Here is a 17,817-nt window from a genome sequence, read left to right as displayed (position 1 = left end):
AGCTGAGCCCGACGAGCTAAAAGCTCTATTAACAAACATAATGTGGTTGCGAGAGTAGGATTAAAAAACTTCCGACCTTCGCCTGTTTATTAAGAGCTGAGCCCGACGAGCTAAAAGCTCTATTAACAAACATAATGTGGTTGCGAGAGCAGGATTTGAACCTACGACCTTCGGGTTATGAGCCCGACGAGCTACCAGACTGCTCCATCTCGCGACTGTACTGTTGTATTTAAATGTCAAATTTTACTAAAAAATCAACATTCAAACTAAAATATTAAACTAAGTGCGACGCACTTGTTGCGAGAGCAGGATTTGAACCTACGACCTTCGCCTTTTATCTACAAGAAGAAGCCCGCCGATTTACTTTACCAGACTGCTCCATCTCGCGTTTGAACTATAAGTTTAAATATCTAAACTAAATATTTTCTAAGTGTAATAAACAACATTGAGGTTATATATCTATTGTAACATTACACTTAAAACAGCTTTTCAATTGCTTTAATAACTGCAGCATTATAGCTAAAGTGTGATCTGAGCGCAATCAAAAAACCTAAATTGGTGCGGATAGAGAGACTTGAACTCTCACGGCCTAAGCCACAGCCCCCTCAAGGCTGCGTGTCTACCAATTCCACCATATCCGCGTTAAAAATATTACTCTGGGATTTGAGTAGAAGTATCAACTTCTACTGGCACTTCAGTAGTTTGTTCTACTGCTAAGTTTGAGAATTCTTCATTTGTTGACACTTTATGCGTAGAAAGGTTACCTAGCACTAAACTCAGCACAAAAAATGCTAATGCTAAAATACCAGTAGTACGTGTCATGAAGTTACCAGAACCACCTGCACCAAATACTGTGTTAGAAGCGCCTGAGCCAAATGATGCCCCCATACCAGCTCCTTTACCTTGTTGGATTAAAACAAAACCAACTAAAATAATTGAAACAATTAAATAAACAACTAACAGTATCTCATACATATTTATATACCTAATTTATCTTGTTAAAACTTCATTTGCTCCCACAAAGAAGCGGACGAATACTACCCAATGCCAGTGCGGATCACAAGTGAATATTAAGACAATTTAGCCGCATAGACAGCTTCTTTACAAAACAGTATGAAAAACCATCAACTACTGCGTTATTTTACCTTAATATTCATTGTTTCACTCTAAAGCATTGATTCTATTTTTTACTTTAGACGACTAATTATACTTTAACTTTACTGGCTAAAGATTTAGCGTAAGCAATTACTTTTTCTTCACTTTCATCTGCTTCAACCATTACTCGGAAAACAGGTTCAGTACCTGATTTTCTTAATAATACACGGCCACGGTCGCCTAACAATGTTTCAATTCGAGCTAATTCAGCTAATACATCTTCATCTTGTAGCGGATCAATCTCATTATTATAGCGAATACTTTCAAGTATCTGCGGGTATTTACGCATGCCTTGGCGTAAGTCATGTAAATTCATACGACTTCCTTGCATTGCACTCATCACTTGTAAACCAGAAACAATGCCATCTCCCGTAGCTAAATGATCAGCACATATAACATGCCCTGAATTCTCAGCACCAATACTCCAACCATTTTTCTTCATTAGCTCCATTACATGACGATCACCTACATCGGAACGATCAAATGGGATACCTAATGTTTTTAATGCTTGCTCTAATCCAAGATTAGACATTTTAGTACCAACCGCACCACCATTTAGTGTGCCTTTACGTAATTTATCACGAGCAATGATATATAAAAGTTCATCACCATCAAGTACATAACCAGTATGGTCAACCATCATTACTCGGTCACCATCACCATCAAAAGCAATACCAAAATCAGCTTTTTCTTCAAGAACACGTGCCGCAATTGCATCCATACTAGTTGCACCACAGTTTAAGTTGATGTTAATGCCGTTAGGCTCTACGCCCATTGCTATTACTTCTGCACCCAATTCACTAATAACAGAAGGTGCAATGTGATAAGTAGCTCCATTAGCACAATCAACGACTATTTTTAGTCCACTTAAGTCATATTGTGATGGGAAAGTACTTTTACAAAATTCAATGTAACGTCCTGCTGCATCGTTAACACGATAAGCTTTACCCATCTCACTACTATCGACACATTTTAATTCTTTATCTATTTCAGCTTCAATTTCTAATTCTACTTTCTCAGATAGTTTAATACCTTCATCAGAAAAGAATTTAATACCATTATCATAGTATGGATTATGTGATGCACTGATAACAATCCCTGCCGTAGCACGGAATGTATGTGTAAGGTAAGCAATTGCAGGTGTCGGCATTGGCCCCATTAATACAGGAATAATACCTGCGGAGGTTAACCCTGCTTGTAAAGCGGCTTCAAGCATGTAACCAGAAATACGAGGATCTTTACCAATTAATACCTTTTTATTACCTGACTTTGCTAATACACGACCCGCGGCCCAACCAAGTTTTAATGCAAACTCAGGAGTAATTAGAGATTCACCTACTTTGCCGCGAATACCATCGGTACCAAAATACTTTTTATTCATAATAAAAATCTTACCATCGTCAGAGATACCTTTTATTATTTAAAGGTATTTATTTGCTGTAATACTTTCATGACATCTACAGTTTCTGCAACATCATGAACACGAATTATTTTTGAACCTTGCTGCATCGCAATCATTGCACCAGCTAGGCTTCCTGCTAAACGGTCATTTATATCACGATTTAGTAATTGACCAAACATTGATTTACGAGAAACTCCGGTTAACACAGGAAAACCTAACGATATAAATTTTTGCGTTGCATTTAACAAATCAAAATTATGTCGTAATGATTTTCCAAACCCAAAACCTAAGTCGATAATAATATTCTCAGCTTTAAGACCCGCGTTAATACAGTGATCACTATGTTCAATTAAAAAACGTCTTACTTCAGCTACTACATCATTATAATTAGGTGCTGCTTGCATGCTTCTAGGTTGCCCTTGCATGTGCATCAAACACACAGGCACATTTGCTTCAATGGCAGCCTTTAAAGCCCCTTCTTCACGTAATGCTCTCACGTCATTAATAATATCAGCGCCTGCATTAACGGCTTCTGCCATCACTACTGCTTTACTAGTATCAATTGAAATCCAACAATCCAATTCATTTTTAATACGTTCAATAATAGGTAGGACTCTATCAAGTTCTTCATTCAATATAACATCGTTTGCACCGGGCCTTGTAGATTCACCGCCAACATCAATAATAGTGGCACCTTGATTAACCATTTCTTGTGCATGTATGAAAGCTCTCTCTAACTGTGCATATTCACCACCGTCAGAAAATGAATCAGGCGTTACATTGAGTATTCCCATTATGTGAGGTCGGTCGAGATTCAGTTTTTTATTATGGCTAGTTAAGATCATTACTTCACGCTTTTAGTGGTATTAGATGGGAGAAAATAAAGTGATAAAAAAACCTAAGCAAGCTTAGGTTTTTTTAGATTCAGTTAAAACAATTTATTTAATTAATTAATATTAATTATCGCTTTAATTACTTATCGCTTTTATCTTCTTCAGTTGTAGTTGGTGCTTTTGTTTCTGTCTCATCAACTTCAACATCACTAACGACTTCTCCTTTACCTTCAACAACAGCCTTCTCTGAAGATTTTTCAGCATCTACCTTATCAGTTTCAGCTTCTTCTGTTGATGGTATAGTCGCTTTAACTATTTCAGACTCTTTATCATCTACCCAATCACTAGGAGGACGGACAGTAACCCGTGCCATTAGATCATCGACTTGTAACGCATCGATTGTTTCGTATTTCATCAATGCTTCTTTCATTGCATGTAGAATATCAATGTTATCAGTTAATAACTTATAAGCACGTTTGTAGTTAGTATCAATGAAAACTTTTACTTCATCATCAATCACTTTACCCGTTTCATGAGAAACTACGTTAGAACGTAAACTACCTTGCTCACCAGTTAATAAAATAGGACCTAATTTTTCAGAGAACCCCCATTCTGTGACCATTGCACGAGCAATAGCAGAAGCTTGCTTGATATCTTGCGAAGCCCCTGTTGATACTTTTTGTGCACCATAAATAAGCTCTTCAGCAATACGGCCACCATAAGCAACTGAAATACTACTTTCCAACTCATCTTTATTTTGTGATATTTGGTCGCCTTCAGGTAAGAATTGAGTCACACCTAATGCACGTCCGCGTGGAATAATCGTTACTTTATGGATTGGATGATGTTGAGGCACTAACTTAGCCACAATTGCATGTCCCGCTTCATGGTAAGCAGTTGATTCTTTATCTTTTTGAGTCATCACTAAGCTACGACGTTCAGAACCCATTAATATTTTGTCACGCGCTTGCTCAAAATCTTCTTTTGACACAATACGTTTATTACCACGTGCAGCAAATAAGGCAGCTTCATTCACTAAGTTAGCTAAGTCAGCACCAGAGAAACCAGGTGTGCCACGCGCTAATACCATTGCTTTTACATCGTCTTCCAATGGAATTTTACGCATGTGGACTTTTAGTATCTGTTCACGACCGCGTACATCCGGTAGACCCACAACAACTTGACGGTCAAAACGACCAGGACGTAATAATGCAGCATCTAATACATCTGGACGGTTAGTTGCGGCAATAACAATAATACCTTCATTACCTTCAAAACCATCCATTTCAACGAGCATTTGGTTTAGCGTTTGTTCACGTTCATCATTACCACCGCCCATACCAGCGCCACGAGCACGGCCTACCGCATCGATTTCATCGATAAAAATGATACAAGGCGCTGATTTTTTAGCTTGTTCAAACATGTCACGAACACGAGAAGCACCGACACCTACAAACATTTCAACAAAATCAGACCCTGAAATTGAGAAGAATGGGACTTTAGCTTCACCAGCAATCGCTTTAGCTAATAATGTTTTACCCGTACCAGGAGGACCAACTAATAAAATACCTGTTGGAATTCGACCACCTAATTTTTGGAATTTACTTGAATCTTTTAAGTAATCAACTAATTCAACAACATCTTCTTTCGCTTCATCACAACCAGCAACATCTGCAAACGTTGTTTTAATTTGGTCTTCACTCATTAATTTGGCTTTACTCTTACCAAATGACATTGCGCCGCCTTTACCACCGCCTTGCATGTTACGCATGAAGAAGATCCAAACACCGATTAACAACAGCATTGGGAACCATGACACAAAAATAGACGCTAAGAAGCTGGTTTCTTCAGGTGGTGTACCTTCAACTTTTACGTCGTTTTTAATAAGGTAATTTACCAAGTCTAAGTCTGGCGCAGGAATATAAGTAACAAACGGTGTTTGATTACTTTTTAAACCTTTAATTTCTTGGCCATTAATTTGTACTTGTTGAATCAGTCCTTGGCTTACTTCTTTATTAAAACTGGTGTAGTCGATTTGTGATTTGTTGGTATCGTCTGATCCAAAGCCTTGGAATAAAGACATTAAGACTACTGCGATGACTAACCACAATATCAGGTTTTTTGCCATATCGTTCAAGATGTAAACCTCATGTTAAAAATTAAAAGAATATAATGTTAAAGCAGATTACTACAGTTTAAAACCAGTCGCCACTAAATAAACTTCTCGAGATCTCGCTCTTGAAGAATCAGGCTTTCTAGTTTTAACTGATTTGAATAATTTTCGTACCTCATTGATAAATGACTCATATTCAGCACCCATAAAGACTTTAACAATAAAGCTACCGTCTTTAACAAGGACATCACGACACATATCTAATGCTAACTCAACCAAATACATCGACTTAGGTTGATCAATACCCGTATTTCCGCTCATATTGGGCGCCATATCTGATAAAACAACATCAACCTTGTTATCACCAATACGTTGAAGTAATGCATTCAAGACCACTTCTTCTCGGAAATCGCCTTGTAAGAAGTCAACCCCCGCAATGGAATCCATTGGTAAAATATCACAAGCAATCACTTTGCCTTTCAATCCTACTTTATCAACAGCCCATTGTGACCAACTTCCAGGTGCGGCGCCTAAATCGACTACCGTCATACCTGAGCGTATTAGTTTATCTTTACCGTTTATTTCATCTAATTTAAAAACAGCACGGGAGCGTAACCCTTGTTTGTTTGCTTCTTTCACATAGAAATCATTTACATGCTCATGCATCCATCGTTTAGAACTGCCTGATGCACTTTTTTTAAGACGGTTTGTACTGTCTGGTTTTGCCACAATGACTTCCTTAGTGAGCGAATATTAGGATAAATAATAATCTAAATAGTAAAGGTTAATATTTAAGGGTAGAATGAACCGTTTTCAACCCTTAATGAAAGATATTTGCATGAAATTATCAAACAAACAGAAACAATTTTTAAAAGGTTTAGCTCATCCTTTAAAACCAGTTGTATTACTGGGACAAAATGGCTTAACCGAAGGCGTATTAGCTGAGATAGAAAATGCTATTAGCCACCATGAATTAATTAAAGTAAAAATTGCGACCGATGATCGTGACACTAAACAACTTATCATTGATGCAATTGTACGTGAAACTGAAGCATTAGCGATTGCAAAAATTGGTCACATTGTTGTTCTGTATCGTCCAAGTGAAGCTAAAAAAATAGAATTACCACGTAAGTAACTTTACGTTTTAATCTTGTTTTTACTAATAAAAAGCCCAGTTTATCTGGGCTTTTTATTATCTTTATTTTACCCCAACAAATAAAAATTATTGAAGTAACATAAGGATTTAATCAAATTAACAGGTGTATTCTACTTTAATGATATCGTAATCAATAACGCCACCAGGTGTTGTGATTGAAATTTCATCGTCTAAGTTTTTCCCAATTAAACCACGCGCGATTGGCGAATTAATTGAAATAAGATTCTTTTTAATATCAGATTCATCATCGCCTACAATTTGATAGCTCACTTCTTCATCTGTTTCAGCATTAACAATTGTTACTGTTGAACCAAAGATCACTTTACCGTTATTTGCAATTTTGCTGACATCGATAATTTGTGCATTTGATAATTTTGCTTCGATATCTTGAATTCGACCTTCACAAAATCCTTGCTGTTCACGGGCTGCATGGTATTCAGCATTTTCTTTTAAATCACCATGTTCACGAGCTTCTGCAATAGCATGTACAATCTCAGGACGTTTTACTGTTTTTAATTGCTCTAATTCAGCACGTAAAATATCAGCGCCTTTTGCTGTCATTGGATATTGAGTCATTAACCATCACCTTATTCTGGAAACAATGTTTCACTAACTGTATTTACAAAAGCGGCTATTTTACGCTAGTTACTGAGATTAGTCATTGATTATAGAAAAAATGCCTTTTGTATTTTCATAAATTTGTTGTGCCACCACTTTCGGTGATTCTTTTCTTATTTGACACAAAGAATCAAAGATATTTTTTAAATGTAGAGGGGAATTATGAGGCGTTAATTGTTGATACACAGGCATATCAGGCGCATCTGTTTCTAACACAATGCTAGTTAAAGGTAATTGGCTGACAGCGTTACGTGTTTTGTTAGCATTCGGATAAGTAATCACACCACCTATACCCAATTTAAAACCTAATTTAATAAATTCATTGGCAATTTCTTCACTTCCTGAAAAGGCATGATAAACCCCACCGTAACTAAACTTAGTTTCTTTTAGTAATTGTAAAACCCGAGACTGGGTTTTAACCACATGTAAAATGACAGGTAATTGTAAGTCTTCGGCTATTGCTAATTGTGCTAAAAAAACACTTTCTTGGGTCGCTAAATCTGTTTCAATTAACTTATCTAGCCCAATTTCCCCCAATGCCACACATCGCTTATCGTTCTGTTTAAGCGACTTGACCAACAATTCTTTTAATTGGCTTAAATGATCGCTTTCAAAATCAGTTAAGAAATGAGGATGAACACCTAACCCAAAATAAAGTTTATTTTTATGCTCTTTTAATTCAGTTTTTTTCTCTACGAGGTCGATTATTTCAGGCCAACGCTTAGCATCGGTTCCAGGAATGATCAGATTATTAATGTTTGCATCACTAAGCGCTAAAAGTAAATCATCTTGCTCGGCCTTGAAGCAATCAAAATTAAAATGACAGTGACTATCAATAAACATACATAACCTCTTACTAAAACTAATGAAGTTGAATTTACAGAGCGATTCTAAAGTGGTTATAGAACCATTATGAATCTAAAGTTATTAACGAGACTAGTTAATAACTTTTAGACTAAATAATAGCTATAAAAAAAGCGCCCGTAGACGCTTTAATGTCCGTTTAAATATTCCTTTTAATTAGACAAAACGGTTATGAGTTACCAAACAATCACTATTAATGTTCACGTGTTTTACGGAAACGAACATCAGGGTAACGTTCAATAGCTAAGTTTAAATTAACCATAGTCGGCGCAACATACGTTAAGTTATTACTGCCATCTAATGCTAGGTTATCAAAAGCTTTCTTCTCAAACTCTGCCATTTTGATAGGATTTTCACAATCAACCCATAAAGCGGTAGCAACACTGATACCTTCATAAATTGCATCTACTTTATATTCAGATTTCAAACGTTGTACAACCACTTCAAACTGAAGTACACCAACCGCCCCAACGATTAAATCATTGCTACGTAATGGACGGAACACTTGTACTGCCCCCTCTTCAGATAGCTGCATTAACCCTTTTAACAATTGTTTTTGTTTTAGAGGATCTTTCAAACGAATACGACGGAACATTTCAGGTGCAAAGTTTGGAATCCCTGTAAACTTAAGCTCTTCACCTGTAGTAAAGGTATCACCGATCTGAATCGTACCGTGGTTATGTAAGCCAATAATATCACCAGAAAATGATTCTTCAGAAGCAGTACGGTCACCCGCCATAAAGGTAACAGCATCAGAAATACTAACCAGTTTACCAGTACGAACATGATGCATTTTCATGCCTTTTTCATACTTACCTGAGCACACTCGCATAAAGGCAATACGGTCACGATGTTTTGGATCCATATTCGCTTGAATTTTAAAAATGAAACCAGAGAATGTTTCTTCCGTTGGTTCAACAACACGTTGTACCGTTGCTCTTGGAAGCGGTTTTGGTGCCCATTCAACTAAACCATCTAATACATGGTCAACACCAAAGTTGCCTAACGCGGTACCAAAATAAACCGGTGTTAATTCACCCGCTAAAAATAACTCTTGATCAAACTCATTAGAAGCCCCTAACACGAGCTCCATTTCTTCACGCAGGTCATCGGCATGGTTTGGTAAAAGTGTATCTAATTCAGGATTATCTAACCCTTTAATGATGCGCACGTCTTGAATCGTATGACCTTGTCCTGATTCATACAAAATCACTTCATCACGTAATAAATGATATACACCTTTGAATTCTTTACCCATACCAATTGGCCAAGTAATCGGTGCACATGCGATATTCAATACGTCTTCTACTTCATCCATTAAATCAACTGGATCACGTGTATCACGGTCACATTTATTCATGAAAGTGATAATAGGCGTATCACGTAAACGCGTTACTTCCATTAATTTAATCGTACGTTGCTCTACACCTTTTGCAGCATCAATCACCATTAAGCATGAGTCAACAGCCGTTAACGTACGGTAAGTATCTTCTGAGAAATCCTCATGTCCAGGTGTATCAAGTAGATTAACCAGACCATGTTTATAAGGAAACTGCATTACGGAGGTAGTAATAGAAATACCACGATCTTTTTCCATTTCCATCCAGTCAGATTTTGCATGTTGACCCGATTTTTTACCCTTTACAGTACCGGCTTTTTGTAATGCATTTCCGAACAAAAGTACTTTTTCTGTAATCGTTGTTTTACCCGCATCAGGGTGAGAGATGATTGCGAATGTACGTCTAGAGTTGACTGCTTCTAGGAATTTAGCGTCTGCCATATTTAGTTTTCTCTTTATATGTACACAAATATGCACACAATAGTTTTTCTATGAAATGAGTGATTTATAAATTTGGCAGAACTATAACAAATTGAGTTAATTAATTCATTTCCTATTATAAACTTCTGCCTCAATAAAGTTTAAATGAGCTATTGATTTAAAAGCTAAGCTTTTATTAAGTCGCGCTCGCTAAAGCAAGTTTAACGGCAAAACCAACAAAGCCAATGCCAACGCTACCACCTGAAATTGCGCTCACTTTTTTACGCTTTCTAAAGCTTTCAGCTAAGGTTGATCCTGCATAAATTAATACAGCCAGATAAATCAAACTAAATGCTTGAATGGTTAATGCTAAAATCAAAAATGGAATCGCAGGTTGCGGATAACTAGGGTCAACAAATTGAGCAAAAAAAGAGAGGAAAAATAAAATCGCTTTTGGATTTAATAAACTCACCAACAAGGCCTTTCTAAAAGCTTGTACGCCCGTTGTCTTTTTTATTTCTACGGTTGCTTGTAAATTTTTATCATCTAACTGACGCCATGACTTAATCGCACCTGTAATTAAGTGATAACCGATGTAAATCAAATATCCAGCTCCTGCATACTTAATAAACATAAAAATAGCGGGATAAGCCGTAAGAATAGTAACCGCGCCTAACGCCGTTGCTAAAATCAATAATGAATCGCCAATTAATACGGCAGCAACAGCAGCCCAACCAACACGGCGACCTTGCTGCGCAGAGAGAGCTAATACATATAATGAATTAGGACCAGGCAATAAGATAACGAATAAAGCGCCTATAAAATAGGTAACATAATTAATAACACCAAAAGCTTCCATAATCCCTCTGCATTGTTGATTTAAGATAACTCTTTATCTAAATTTGCTATTTAAAGTAACTGTTTATTTAAAGTGACCGTGTATTTAACATTCAAATTACCTCATTCGCTTTTTATTTTCCAAACAGTTTTTAAAGGTTTGAGCTTTATAGGTTTGAGCTTTTTAATTTTTGGTTTTTTAGGCGCTAAAGTATCAGTGAAATTCATACAAATGTTTAACCAATTAGCCAGGTCTTGGTCGCTATCAAATCCATTAGGCATGACATACACCATGGTTTTAATCGGTTTGCCGGTAAAGTCCATTTCAGTAACATAAGGTTTAGCTAGACAGAAAGTATAATTTACAGCACCAACACGCGCTAATAATTTATCTTCAATAATGGCACAACACATATTACCTGAAAGTAAAAAGCACAAACCACCGAACATTTTCTTTACAGTAAGATCATGTCGTTCAATGAAATGTTCATAAAGTCTCTCTTCCAACCCTCTATCAAATGTCATAATGCTATTTCTCTACTTAACCTTTAAATAAACATTGGGTTGATGTAATTCCATGAAAAGCTCTGGAGAGTGTAAAAGTGTAAAACCAAATTGTTGATAAAGACCATGCGCATCGCGAGTCGCAAGCAACATTCTTCTTAGTCCTTGCAAATCAGGGTACTCTATAATCGTTTTCACCAACCATTTACTTATCCCTTTGCCCCTATGCTTTTCCAAAACAAACACATCAGCTAAATAGGCAGAGGTGGCGTAATCAGTGATCATACGAGCAAAAGCAACTTGCTCTCCTGTCTTTGTAAACACACCAAAACACAATGAATTATTTACCGCTTTTTCCATCACTTGCAACGGTATACCTTTGGCCCAATAGGAGCGCGTGAGGTAATCGTGTATTACTGATAAATCCATCTCTTTTGGATTGGAACTAATGTTATAACCTGAAACCATAATAGATCCTTAACAATATAAACAAGAGAAATATACAATCTAAGCTGTCAACTTATCGATGTAAAACATTACTCGGCTGTTATTCATCATTACTTCCCTTTTATATCGCTTAAATTAGATTTACTTAAAAGGGATTGATTATATGAGTTTACTTACTAACCCTCTCTGTCCTTTAACACTATTGCTCCTTTAAAACTATCTAGCCCACAACATTAAAATTTTATCTATTCCTATTTATCATCAATGTTATATTGTAAAAGTTACATTATAAAATTGGTTCAAAAAATCAAATTGTAAAGTTAGCTGTAAAAATGACTGTAAAACATCTCGCAAAATTAGATTCTCTAAAAACTTATTTAAATACAAGGCTAACAACATACTATGTTACTTGAAGGCATTGAAACTTTACTGGCACTTAGCCATGAAAAAACCATGAGCAAAGTCGGTAGCCAACTTTATATTAGTCAGTCAGCAGTCAGTAAACGTATTGCATTATTAGAAAAGAAACTAGGTAAAAAACTCATAATGCCTGAAGGCCGCCATGTTCGTTTGACGCCAGCGGCAAATGAACTCATCGCCAACATTGGCCCTACTTTTCAAGAATTACAGGGACAAATTTATGAACAACATGCTTTATTAGATAAGACGATTATCACACTTAATTGTTCAGAAACCTTAGTCGCAGGATACCTTGCAACTATGATGGGAGACTACTTTAAACATGATAGCGCGATTAGAATTAGTACAGATCATACGCCAAGAATTATAGAAAAAGTACAATCAGGTAAAGCCACTATTGGCTTTTGTGCTGGTCATTTACCACCCCACCATGGGCTCAAGGCAATTTTTCTCTGGAAAGAACCTTTTGTATTAGTCAGCCAATCACCATTACAGATATTGCCAACGCAAGTCTTAACCAATGATTTATCAAACCCAGCTAACCGATATCAACTAGATATTCTATCTCAACTGGGCATTGAACCTTTAATGGAAATGGATTCTTACACCGCCTCAGCACAACTAGCTCTGGGCGGAATAGCTCCTGCTTTAGTGCCGCTTTCAATTGTTAAAGCGCTAAAGATAGAAGCACAATATTGCTTTAACTTTGCACAGTTACAACCATTATTTCGCCCTGTACATTTATGTTTACGCCCTAACACTTACCATAATGAACGCGTTAAAAAATTGCTTGTAGCCATTGAGAATGCTGTTCCCAAAGAAGTTTAATAGCCATCGTCATCGACATAAAGATCACTAAAGGCCGAATAATTTTTTGGCCTTTGCCTAACACAACTCTAGCGCCCATTCGAGCACCAATAAAACCACCAACAGCCATTGTTAACCCTAGCTCCCAAATGGGTAATCCAGCGAAAATAAAAAAAGTGAGCGCTGCAATATTTGAGGTAAAATTTAACACCTTAGTGCGTGCAGTTGCAGCCACTAAACCATAACGGCCTAATGCGACAAAACAGACGGTGAAAATAGAGCCGGTACCAGGGCCTAGAAAGCCATCATAAAAGCCAACACTTCCTCCAATGATAAAAGCAAATGCAGCCTCTGACAGTTTAGGTTTATCATCTGGATGTGGTGTAATTGATGATGAAAAAAGAAAGTAGCTTGAGATTGCAATTAAAATAATCGGGATAATACTCATTAAAACGTCTGCTTTCACATGTTGTACTACTTCAGCTCCTATCCCTGCACCAACAAAAGTACAAGCAATCGATAACCACATTGTTTTTAGTTGTACCGTGCCCGTACGAATGAAATACCAACTAGCTGAAAAACTACCAAACGAGCTTTGTAATTTATTAGTAGCTAAAGCTTGCGCCGGTGGAATCCCTGCCGCTAATAATGCGGGTACTGTTAACAAACCTCCTCCGCCAGCCATGGCATCAATAAATCCAGCTAATGTCGCTACAGCTACCAATAACGCCATGATCTCAAATGAGATTTCCATTCTTTTTCCTTAGTAATAATGAATGACGAGAATATAGCACTGGTATCATTTTGCCATGAGCAAAAGAAAGGAAATCAATATATTCCAATTTTTCATGAGTATTGAATAGATTGTTTATTTTTATCTAATCATTCTATTTAGGTTTATGTATTTATTAATTCGTTACGCTTTAAACAGCAATCGATTTCACTTCCTGTTAAAATAATAAAAATTATTTAATTAAGTGAGTTCCAATGAAATTATTAGTACGCAACCTTGCGAAAGCAACCACAGAAGAAAAGTTACTGACTTTATTTAAAGAGCACGGCAATGTTCAATCTTGTAACCTTGTTTTAGACAAAGAGACAGGCTCATCAAAAGGTTTTGCTTTTGTAGAAATGCCAAAAGTAGGCGAAGCAAAAGCCGCTATTAAACAGCTGAATGGTTACAAATTAGCTGGTAATTTAATACGTGTTAAAAAAGCAGAAGCTAAAAAAGGTACTGAAGAAACAACAGAAGCAGTAGCTAAACCTGTAATTAAAGAGAAAAAAACAGCTAAGAAAGCAACAGTAAAAATTGAAGAAACATCTGAAATGGCTGATCCTGCAGTTGTTTGGGGTAAGGTAGAAGATTAATAAGTTAGGTTTAGATTTAGTTTTTAAATAGAACTACTTTAACTCAGACTTTGCTCGCTTGGTTTTTTCTAACTGAGCTTTCGCTAATTTAGTTGTATAATACTGGCGAGAAACTGAATCGAATCTATTTAAGCAGAGCTGGTATAAACCAGCACTGTTTATTCTATTAAGGACAGATGAAGCTTTATCGTAGCCATCTTTAATGATTTTCACCTGCTTATCAACTTCGCTACCTAACTTTGTTTCAGTCATCGCTAGTTGATGTATTTCATCATAATAATATGCCATCACCTTATCACCAGATTGAATTGCTAGTGACTTGCACATATCATAATTTGCTAATGTATTCCCCAGCGCTTTTAACTCTATGTTATTTTTAACAACATCAGAGGTTTCTGCATATGTAGGCACGCACAAACAAGATAAAGTGATAACAATTAAATATTTAAGCATAGTAACAAAGAAAAAGAGACATTAAGCCCCTTTTTCTACTCCTTAACTTAAGCTAAGGCTTGCTCAAAATCAGCAATTAAATCCACAGTATTTTCAATACCAATCGAACAACGGATCATATTTTCGCTAATCCCCATCTCTTGACGTAGCTGTAACCCCATTTCGAAATAAATTGTAGGTGCAACAGGCAATGCTAAAGTTCGGTTATCGCCTAAATGCGTAGCACTAATCACAAGATTTAATTTATTTAAAAACTCACAACAATCAATACCTTCAATTAAATCAAAACTTAATAATGCACCAAAACCACTGAAAAGTTGTTTAGCTCGTTCATGTTGAGGATGATCAGCTAAACCAGGATAATAAACTTTCGCTATTTTAGGGTGTCCTTGTAGCAATTCAGCTAATGCCATTGTATTAACGGCCTGGCGTTCCATACGTAATTCCATTGTTTCACTACCAACAGAGATAAGGTGTGCACCTTGAGAGCTTAAACAAGCCCCCATATCACGTAAACCTTTTTTCTTAATTTGGCTAATGCCCCATAGATTACTATCGCCTTTACGATAAGCAGGGAAGATATTTGAGTATTTCTCCCAATCAAATAAACCTGTATCAGTAACAGAGCCTCCCATTGCATTACCATGACCAGCAACATATTTAGATAATGAAGTCACAATTAAACTTGCTTTAACAGTATTAGCATCGAATAAGTAGCTTGAAGTAATTGTGTTATCAATAACATACACAAGGCTCTCTGCTTCACAGAAATCTCCGATTTCAGCTAACGCACTGACTTGTGTTACTGGATTCGCGATAGTTTCTACAAAGACCATTTTCGTATTGCTATTAAGTGCAGCGGTAACATCATTAATATCAGTCGCATCAACAAGTGTTACGTCAATACCATAGCCTTGTAAGGTTCCTAAAAGTGATGTCGTATTACCGAATAAGAATCGACTACAAATAAGATGGTCACCAGATTTTAAAAGCGTTAAAAAGGTGGCCACGATAGCGGACATACCACAGGAAAAAACAGCCGTTGCAACACCGTTATCCATTTTTTGAATTTTTTTACATAACGCATCTAAAGTCGGTGTTGAAGAACGTGCATAAGCATGTCCTGGCTGGCCTTGAAACACATCAATCAGACCTTGTACATCTTCAAAGCCAAATGGCACAGAATTATGGATTGGTGCATGGACAGCACCAGCTTCTAGACCTAGTTTATGATCTGAATGCACTATTTTTGTCGTAAAACCTAACGCTGTCATTTAAATTCCTTGCTTTTATTCTCAATAATGATCGCTTTGATCTAAAATGTCGTAAATTTAACGTATTATGCCTAATCTAGATGGATTTAGCATTAGGTGTATTAAGGAAATAAATTGAAATCAAATATTTATAGTATTTTGGTTTTTGCAATTGGATTAACTATTTCATATTTAATTTCAATTCAATTAACTCAAGAAGAAAATTTACAACAACAAGAAAGTATTAAAACCGAAGGTAAAACAATCAGTTTTAATATTAGAGACAGTATTGAAAATAACGCAGAACAGATCCAATTATTAGTTAATCGTTGGCACTCTATTGATGATATTAATGAAAATTGGCAGGCTGATATCGATGCTTTAATACGTATCAACCAATTCATAAAAACAATAAAACTATTCCCATTAATAGCAGAAGCGCAGTTTGATTTACCCGACCATGCTTTAATAACCTCAGACAATGAAATGGGAAGAAAAAGACAACTACGCGCTCGTAACCATTTACCAATGGATAGTGCGGAAGTCATCTCATCTTTTATTTATGCCAGTCGTGCTTCGTATTCACCAGACAATGATATGGAAATGGAGCTAAACCTACAATTCCCAATTGTGATAGATGAGGTATTAATTGCCTATGTTGAAGTTCCCTTAAATATAAATAAGTTATTACGTTACAAACTAGATACTTATCAAATAACTAACTATTTTGCATTATCTGAAAATGGCATTCCTTTGTTCAGCTTTTTACCTGAGAAGATGCATATTAATAAAATAACAGAACAATTTACTTTATCTATTTATGGTCAAGACTGGGAGTTGATGATCTGGTCTATTGCCTCACCACACGAAAAAGATTTATTTATAATTTTAACGATCTTAATTTCTTTTCTTGCGGCTATCTCTGTCAAGCTATTAACTTTAAATATCGTTTTGTATAAAAAAGATATCGACAATAACGACCAATTAAAACGTGTAGATGATGAATGTAAAAGTAGTCAAGCTAAACTCATTCAATCAAATAAATTGGCTTCGTTGGGTGAGATTGCAGCTGGAATCGCACATGAAATAAACCAACCTTTACAAGTCATCTGTATCCATACAGACATGTGTATGGATAACTTGAGTAGTGGGAACTATCATTTAGTTGAAAATAGCTTTAAAGCGATTATGACTCAAAGTGAACGTATTGAGAAAATTGTTAAGCAAGTAGGAAGTTTTGGACGAGATAGCGAGCTTGATAACTATCAGAAAGAAAACCCAAATGATATTTTTAACAATGTCATTTCAATTGTTATCAACCAATATAAACAAGATCAAGTCGAATTAAGGCAAGTCATCCCCCCTTCATTGCCATTATTATTCTGTAATAAGACACAAATAGAACAAGTACTCATTAACCTATTAATAAATGCCAGAGACTCAGTAGAAACCTCTGAGAAGAAAGTTGTGTTCTTTAAGGCCCATGTACAAGATCATAACTTATATATTCAAGTTTCAGACTCAGGTACAGGGATAGACCCAAACAAAGTTAACGATATTTTCACTCCTTTTTATACCACTAAACCATTAGGGAAAGGTACTGGATTAGGTTTATCAATTAGCTATTCGATTATTCATCAACATAAGGGTGAAATTAAAGTCTCTAGTGAAATTGGTCATGGCAGTATATTTACAGTGATATTACCTTTTGAAAAACGCACAGTGACACGAATATAGGCAGAGATTTATACCAATTATATTAAATAAACGTTCTAATACCGATTACATTAACTAAGTGATCTAAATTTTGCGCAGGAAAAATGACTTA

Annotated in this window: 18 protein-coding genes and 2 tRNA genes; 4 read left to right on the top strand and 16 right to left on the bottom strand. The window is 36.2% G+C overall.

The genetic code is table 11. From position 1 onward, the window contains the following. Window positions 1-137: 137 nt before the first annotated feature. The 7 genes from V6255_RS17105 to rlmE form a co-directional block, all read right to left on the bottom strand. A tRNA-Met gene (locus V6255_RS17105) sits at window positions 138-214 on the bottom strand. A gap of 342 nt (window positions 215-556) precedes the next feature. After that, window positions 557-641 (bottom strand) — tRNA-Leu (locus V6255_RS17100). Window positions 642-651: 10 nt separating this feature from the next. Then, complete coding sequence (gene secG / locus V6255_RS17095) at window positions 652-975, bottom strand: preprotein translocase subunit SecG (RefSeq protein ID WP_341629232.1); 324 nt, start codon at window positions 973-975, stop codon at window positions 652-654. Between the two features lie 229 nt (window positions 976-1,204). Beyond that, window positions 1,205-2,536 (bottom strand): phosphoglucosamine mutase, encoded by a 1,332-nt coding sequence (glmM, locus tag V6255_RS17090; protein ID WP_341629231.1) that lies wholly within the window; start codon window positions 2,534-2,536, stop codon window positions 1,205-1,207. Between the two features lie 35 nt (window positions 2,537-2,571). Then, the gene (folP, locus tag V6255_RS17085; RefSeq protein ID WP_341629230.1) at window positions 2,572-3,402 is read right to left on the bottom strand and encodes a dihydropteroate synthase; all 831 of its coding nucleotides are present in this window, start codon (window positions 3,400-3,402) and stop codon (window positions 2,572-2,574) included. A gap of 127 nt (window positions 3,403-3,529) precedes the next feature. Beyond that, the gene (ftsH, locus tag V6255_RS17080) at window positions 3,530-5,527 is read right to left on the bottom strand and encodes an ATP-dependent zinc metalloprotease FtsH (RefSeq protein ID WP_341629229.1); all 1,998 of its coding nucleotides are present in this window, start codon (window positions 5,525-5,527) and stop codon (window positions 3,530-3,532) included. 51 nt (window positions 5,528-5,578) lie between these two features. Further along, window positions 5,579-6,232 (bottom strand): 23S rRNA (uridine(2552)-2'-O)-methyltransferase RlmE, encoded by a 654-nt coding sequence (rlmE, locus tag V6255_RS17075; protein WP_025562774.1) that lies wholly within the window; start codon window positions 6,230-6,232, stop codon window positions 5,579-5,581. Window positions 6,233-6,341: 109 nt separating this feature from the next. Here rlmE and yhbY point away from each other — a divergent pair, with 109 nt between their 5' ends. Continuing rightward, complete coding sequence (gene yhbY / locus V6255_RS17070; protein ID WP_160060705.1) at window positions 6,342-6,638, top strand: ribosome assembly RNA-binding protein YhbY; 297 nt, start codon at window positions 6,342-6,344, stop codon at window positions 6,636-6,638. Between the two features lie 117 nt (window positions 6,639-6,755). Here the strand turns inward: yhbY and greA are convergent, their stop codons facing one another. The 6 genes from greA to V6255_RS17040 form a co-directional block, all read right to left on the bottom strand. After that, the gene (gene greA, locus V6255_RS17065; protein WP_341629228.1) at window positions 6,756-7,235 is read right to left on the bottom strand and encodes a transcription elongation factor GreA; all 480 of its coding nucleotides are present in this window, start codon (window positions 7,233-7,235) and stop codon (window positions 6,756-6,758) included. Window positions 7,236-7,313: 78 nt separating this feature from the next. Then, window positions 7,314-8,120, bottom strand: a complete 807-nt coding sequence (locus tag V6255_RS17060) for a TatD family hydrolase (RefSeq protein ID WP_341629227.1) — start codon at window positions 8,118-8,120, stop codon at window positions 7,314-7,316. 214 nt (window positions 8,121-8,334) lie between these two features. Beyond that, window positions 8,335-9,921, bottom strand: coding sequence for a peptide chain release factor 3 (gene prfC, locus V6255_RS17055; protein WP_341629226.1), 1,587 nt, complete (start codon window positions 9,919-9,921; stop codon window positions 8,335-8,337). A gap of 175 nt (window positions 9,922-10,096) precedes the next feature. Then, on the bottom strand, window positions 10,097-10,759 hold the full coding sequence (gene leuE / locus V6255_RS17050; RefSeq protein WP_341629225.1) for a leucine efflux protein LeuE: 663 nt from the start codon (window positions 10,757-10,759) through the stop codon (window positions 10,097-10,099). A 101-nt stretch (window positions 10,760-10,860) separates the two neighbouring features. Then, window positions 10,861-11,262, bottom strand: a complete 402-nt coding sequence (locus V6255_RS17045; protein ID WP_341629224.1) for a TfoX/Sxy family protein — start codon at window positions 11,260-11,262, stop codon at window positions 10,861-10,863. Between the two features lie 12 nt (window positions 11,263-11,274). After that, on the bottom strand, window positions 11,275-11,709 hold the full coding sequence (locus V6255_RS17040; RefSeq protein WP_341629223.1) for a GNAT family N-acetyltransferase: 435 nt from the start codon (window positions 11,707-11,709) through the stop codon (window positions 11,275-11,277). 381 nt (window positions 11,710-12,090) lie between these two features. Here V6255_RS17040 and V6255_RS17035 point away from each other — a divergent pair, with 381 nt between their 5' ends. Next, window positions 12,091-12,936: a LysR family transcriptional regulator gene (locus V6255_RS17035; RefSeq protein WP_341629222.1), complete on the top strand. Its 846-nt coding sequence runs from the start codon at window positions 12,091-12,093 to the stop codon at window positions 12,934-12,936. Here V6255_RS17035 and V6255_RS17030 read toward each other — a convergent pair. After that, the gene (locus V6255_RS17030; protein WP_341629221.1) at window positions 12,887-13,669 is read right to left on the bottom strand and encodes a TSUP family transporter; all 783 of its coding nucleotides are present in this window, start codon (window positions 13,667-13,669) and stop codon (window positions 12,887-12,889) included. The genes V6255_RS17035 and V6255_RS17030 overlap by 50 nt on opposite strands. A 233-nt stretch (window positions 13,670-13,902) precedes the next feature. Between V6255_RS17030 and V6255_RS17025 the strand changes: the two genes are divergently transcribed. Beyond that, window positions 13,903-14,283 carry an RNA-binding protein gene (locus tag V6255_RS17025; RefSeq protein ID WP_341629220.1) on the top strand — a complete coding sequence of 127 codons (381 nt, stop codon included), beginning with the start codon at window positions 13,903-13,905 and terminating at the stop codon, window positions 14,281-14,283. Between the two features lie 33 nt (window positions 14,284-14,316). On the opposite strand, the gene V6255_RS17020 is transcribed toward V6255_RS17025, so the two are convergent. Both V6255_RS17020 and V6255_RS17015 read right to left on the bottom strand, forming a co-directional pair. Further along, the gene (locus V6255_RS17020; RefSeq protein WP_341629219.1) at window positions 14,317-14,694 is read right to left on the bottom strand and encodes a hypothetical protein; all 378 of its coding nucleotides are present in this window, start codon (window positions 14,692-14,694) and stop codon (window positions 14,317-14,319) included. A gap of 89 nt (window positions 14,695-14,783) precedes the next feature. Then, complete coding sequence (locus V6255_RS17015; RefSeq protein ID WP_341629218.1) at window positions 14,784-16,010, bottom strand: cystathionine gamma-synthase family protein; 1,227 nt, start codon at window positions 16,008-16,010, stop codon at window positions 14,784-14,786. A gap of 114 nt (window positions 16,011-16,124) precedes the next feature. Between V6255_RS17015 and V6255_RS17010 the strand changes: the two genes are divergently transcribed. Further along, window positions 16,125-17,726 carry a sensor histidine kinase gene (locus tag V6255_RS17010; protein ID WP_341629217.1) on the top strand — a complete coding sequence of 534 codons (1,602 nt, stop codon included), beginning with the start codon at window positions 16,125-16,127 and terminating at the stop codon, window positions 17,724-17,726. Window positions 17,727-17,817: the final 91 nt, after the last annotated feature.

Origin of the sequence: Psychromonas arctica (genome assembly GCF_038155225.1) — a bacterium.
Lineage (GTDB): Bacteria > Pseudomonadota > Gammaproteobacteria > Enterobacterales > Psychromonadaceae > Psychromonas > Psychromonas arctica_B.
Note: the sequence above shows the minus strand (reverse complement) of the source record. Positions and strands in the feature narration are given on the sequence as shown.

Bases quoted from the DNA above. Each gene is read 5' to 3' on its own strand.
- secG (WP_341629232.1), bottom strand. From the start codon at position 975: ATGTATGAGATACTGTTAGTTGTTTATTTAATTGTTTCAATTATTTTA.
- glmM (WP_341629231.1), bottom strand. From the start codon at position 2,536: ATGAATAAAAAGTATTTTGGTACCGATGGTATTCGCGGCAAAGTAGGT.
- folP (WP_341629230.1), bottom strand. From the start codon at position 3,402: ATGATCTTAACTAGCCATAATAAAAAACTGAATCTCGACCGACCTCAC.
- yhbY (WP_160060705.1), top strand. From the start codon at position 6,342: ATGAAATTATCAAACAAACAGAAACAATTTTTAAAAGGTTTAGCTCAT.
- greA (WP_341629228.1), bottom strand. From the start codon at position 7,235: ATGACTCAATATCCAATGACAGCAAAAGGCGCTGATATTTTACGTGCT.
- V6255_RS17060 (WP_341629227.1), bottom strand. From the start codon at position 8,120: ATGTTTATTGATAGTCACTGTCATTTTAATTTTGATTGCTTCAAGGCC.
- prfC (WP_341629226.1), bottom strand. From the start codon at position 9,921: ATGGCAGACGCTAAATTCCTAGAAGCAGTCAACTCTAGACGTACATTC.
- leuE (WP_341629225.1), bottom strand. From the start codon at position 10,759: ATGGAAGCTTTTGGTGTTATTAATTATGTTACCTATTTTATAGGCGCT.
- V6255_RS17045 (WP_341629224.1), bottom strand. From the start codon at position 11,262: ATGACATTTGATAGAGGGTTGGAAGAGAGACTTTATGAACATTTCATT.
- V6255_RS17040 (WP_341629223.1), bottom strand. From the start codon at position 11,709: ATGGTTTCAGGTTATAACATTAGTTCCAATCCAAAAGAGATGGATTTA.
- V6255_RS17035 (WP_341629222.1), top strand. From the start codon at position 12,091: ATGTTACTTGAAGGCATTGAAACTTTACTGGCACTTAGCCATGAAAAA.
- V6255_RS17030 (WP_341629221.1), bottom strand. From the start codon at position 13,669: ATGGAAATCTCATTTGAGATCATGGCGTTATTGGTAGCTGTAGCGACA.
- V6255_RS17025 (WP_341629220.1), top strand. From the start codon at position 13,903: ATGAAATTATTAGTACGCAACCTTGCGAAAGCAACCACAGAAGAAAAG.
- V6255_RS17015 (WP_341629218.1), bottom strand. From the start codon at position 16,010: ATGACAGCGTTAGGTTTTACGACAAAAATAGTGCATTCAGATCATAAA.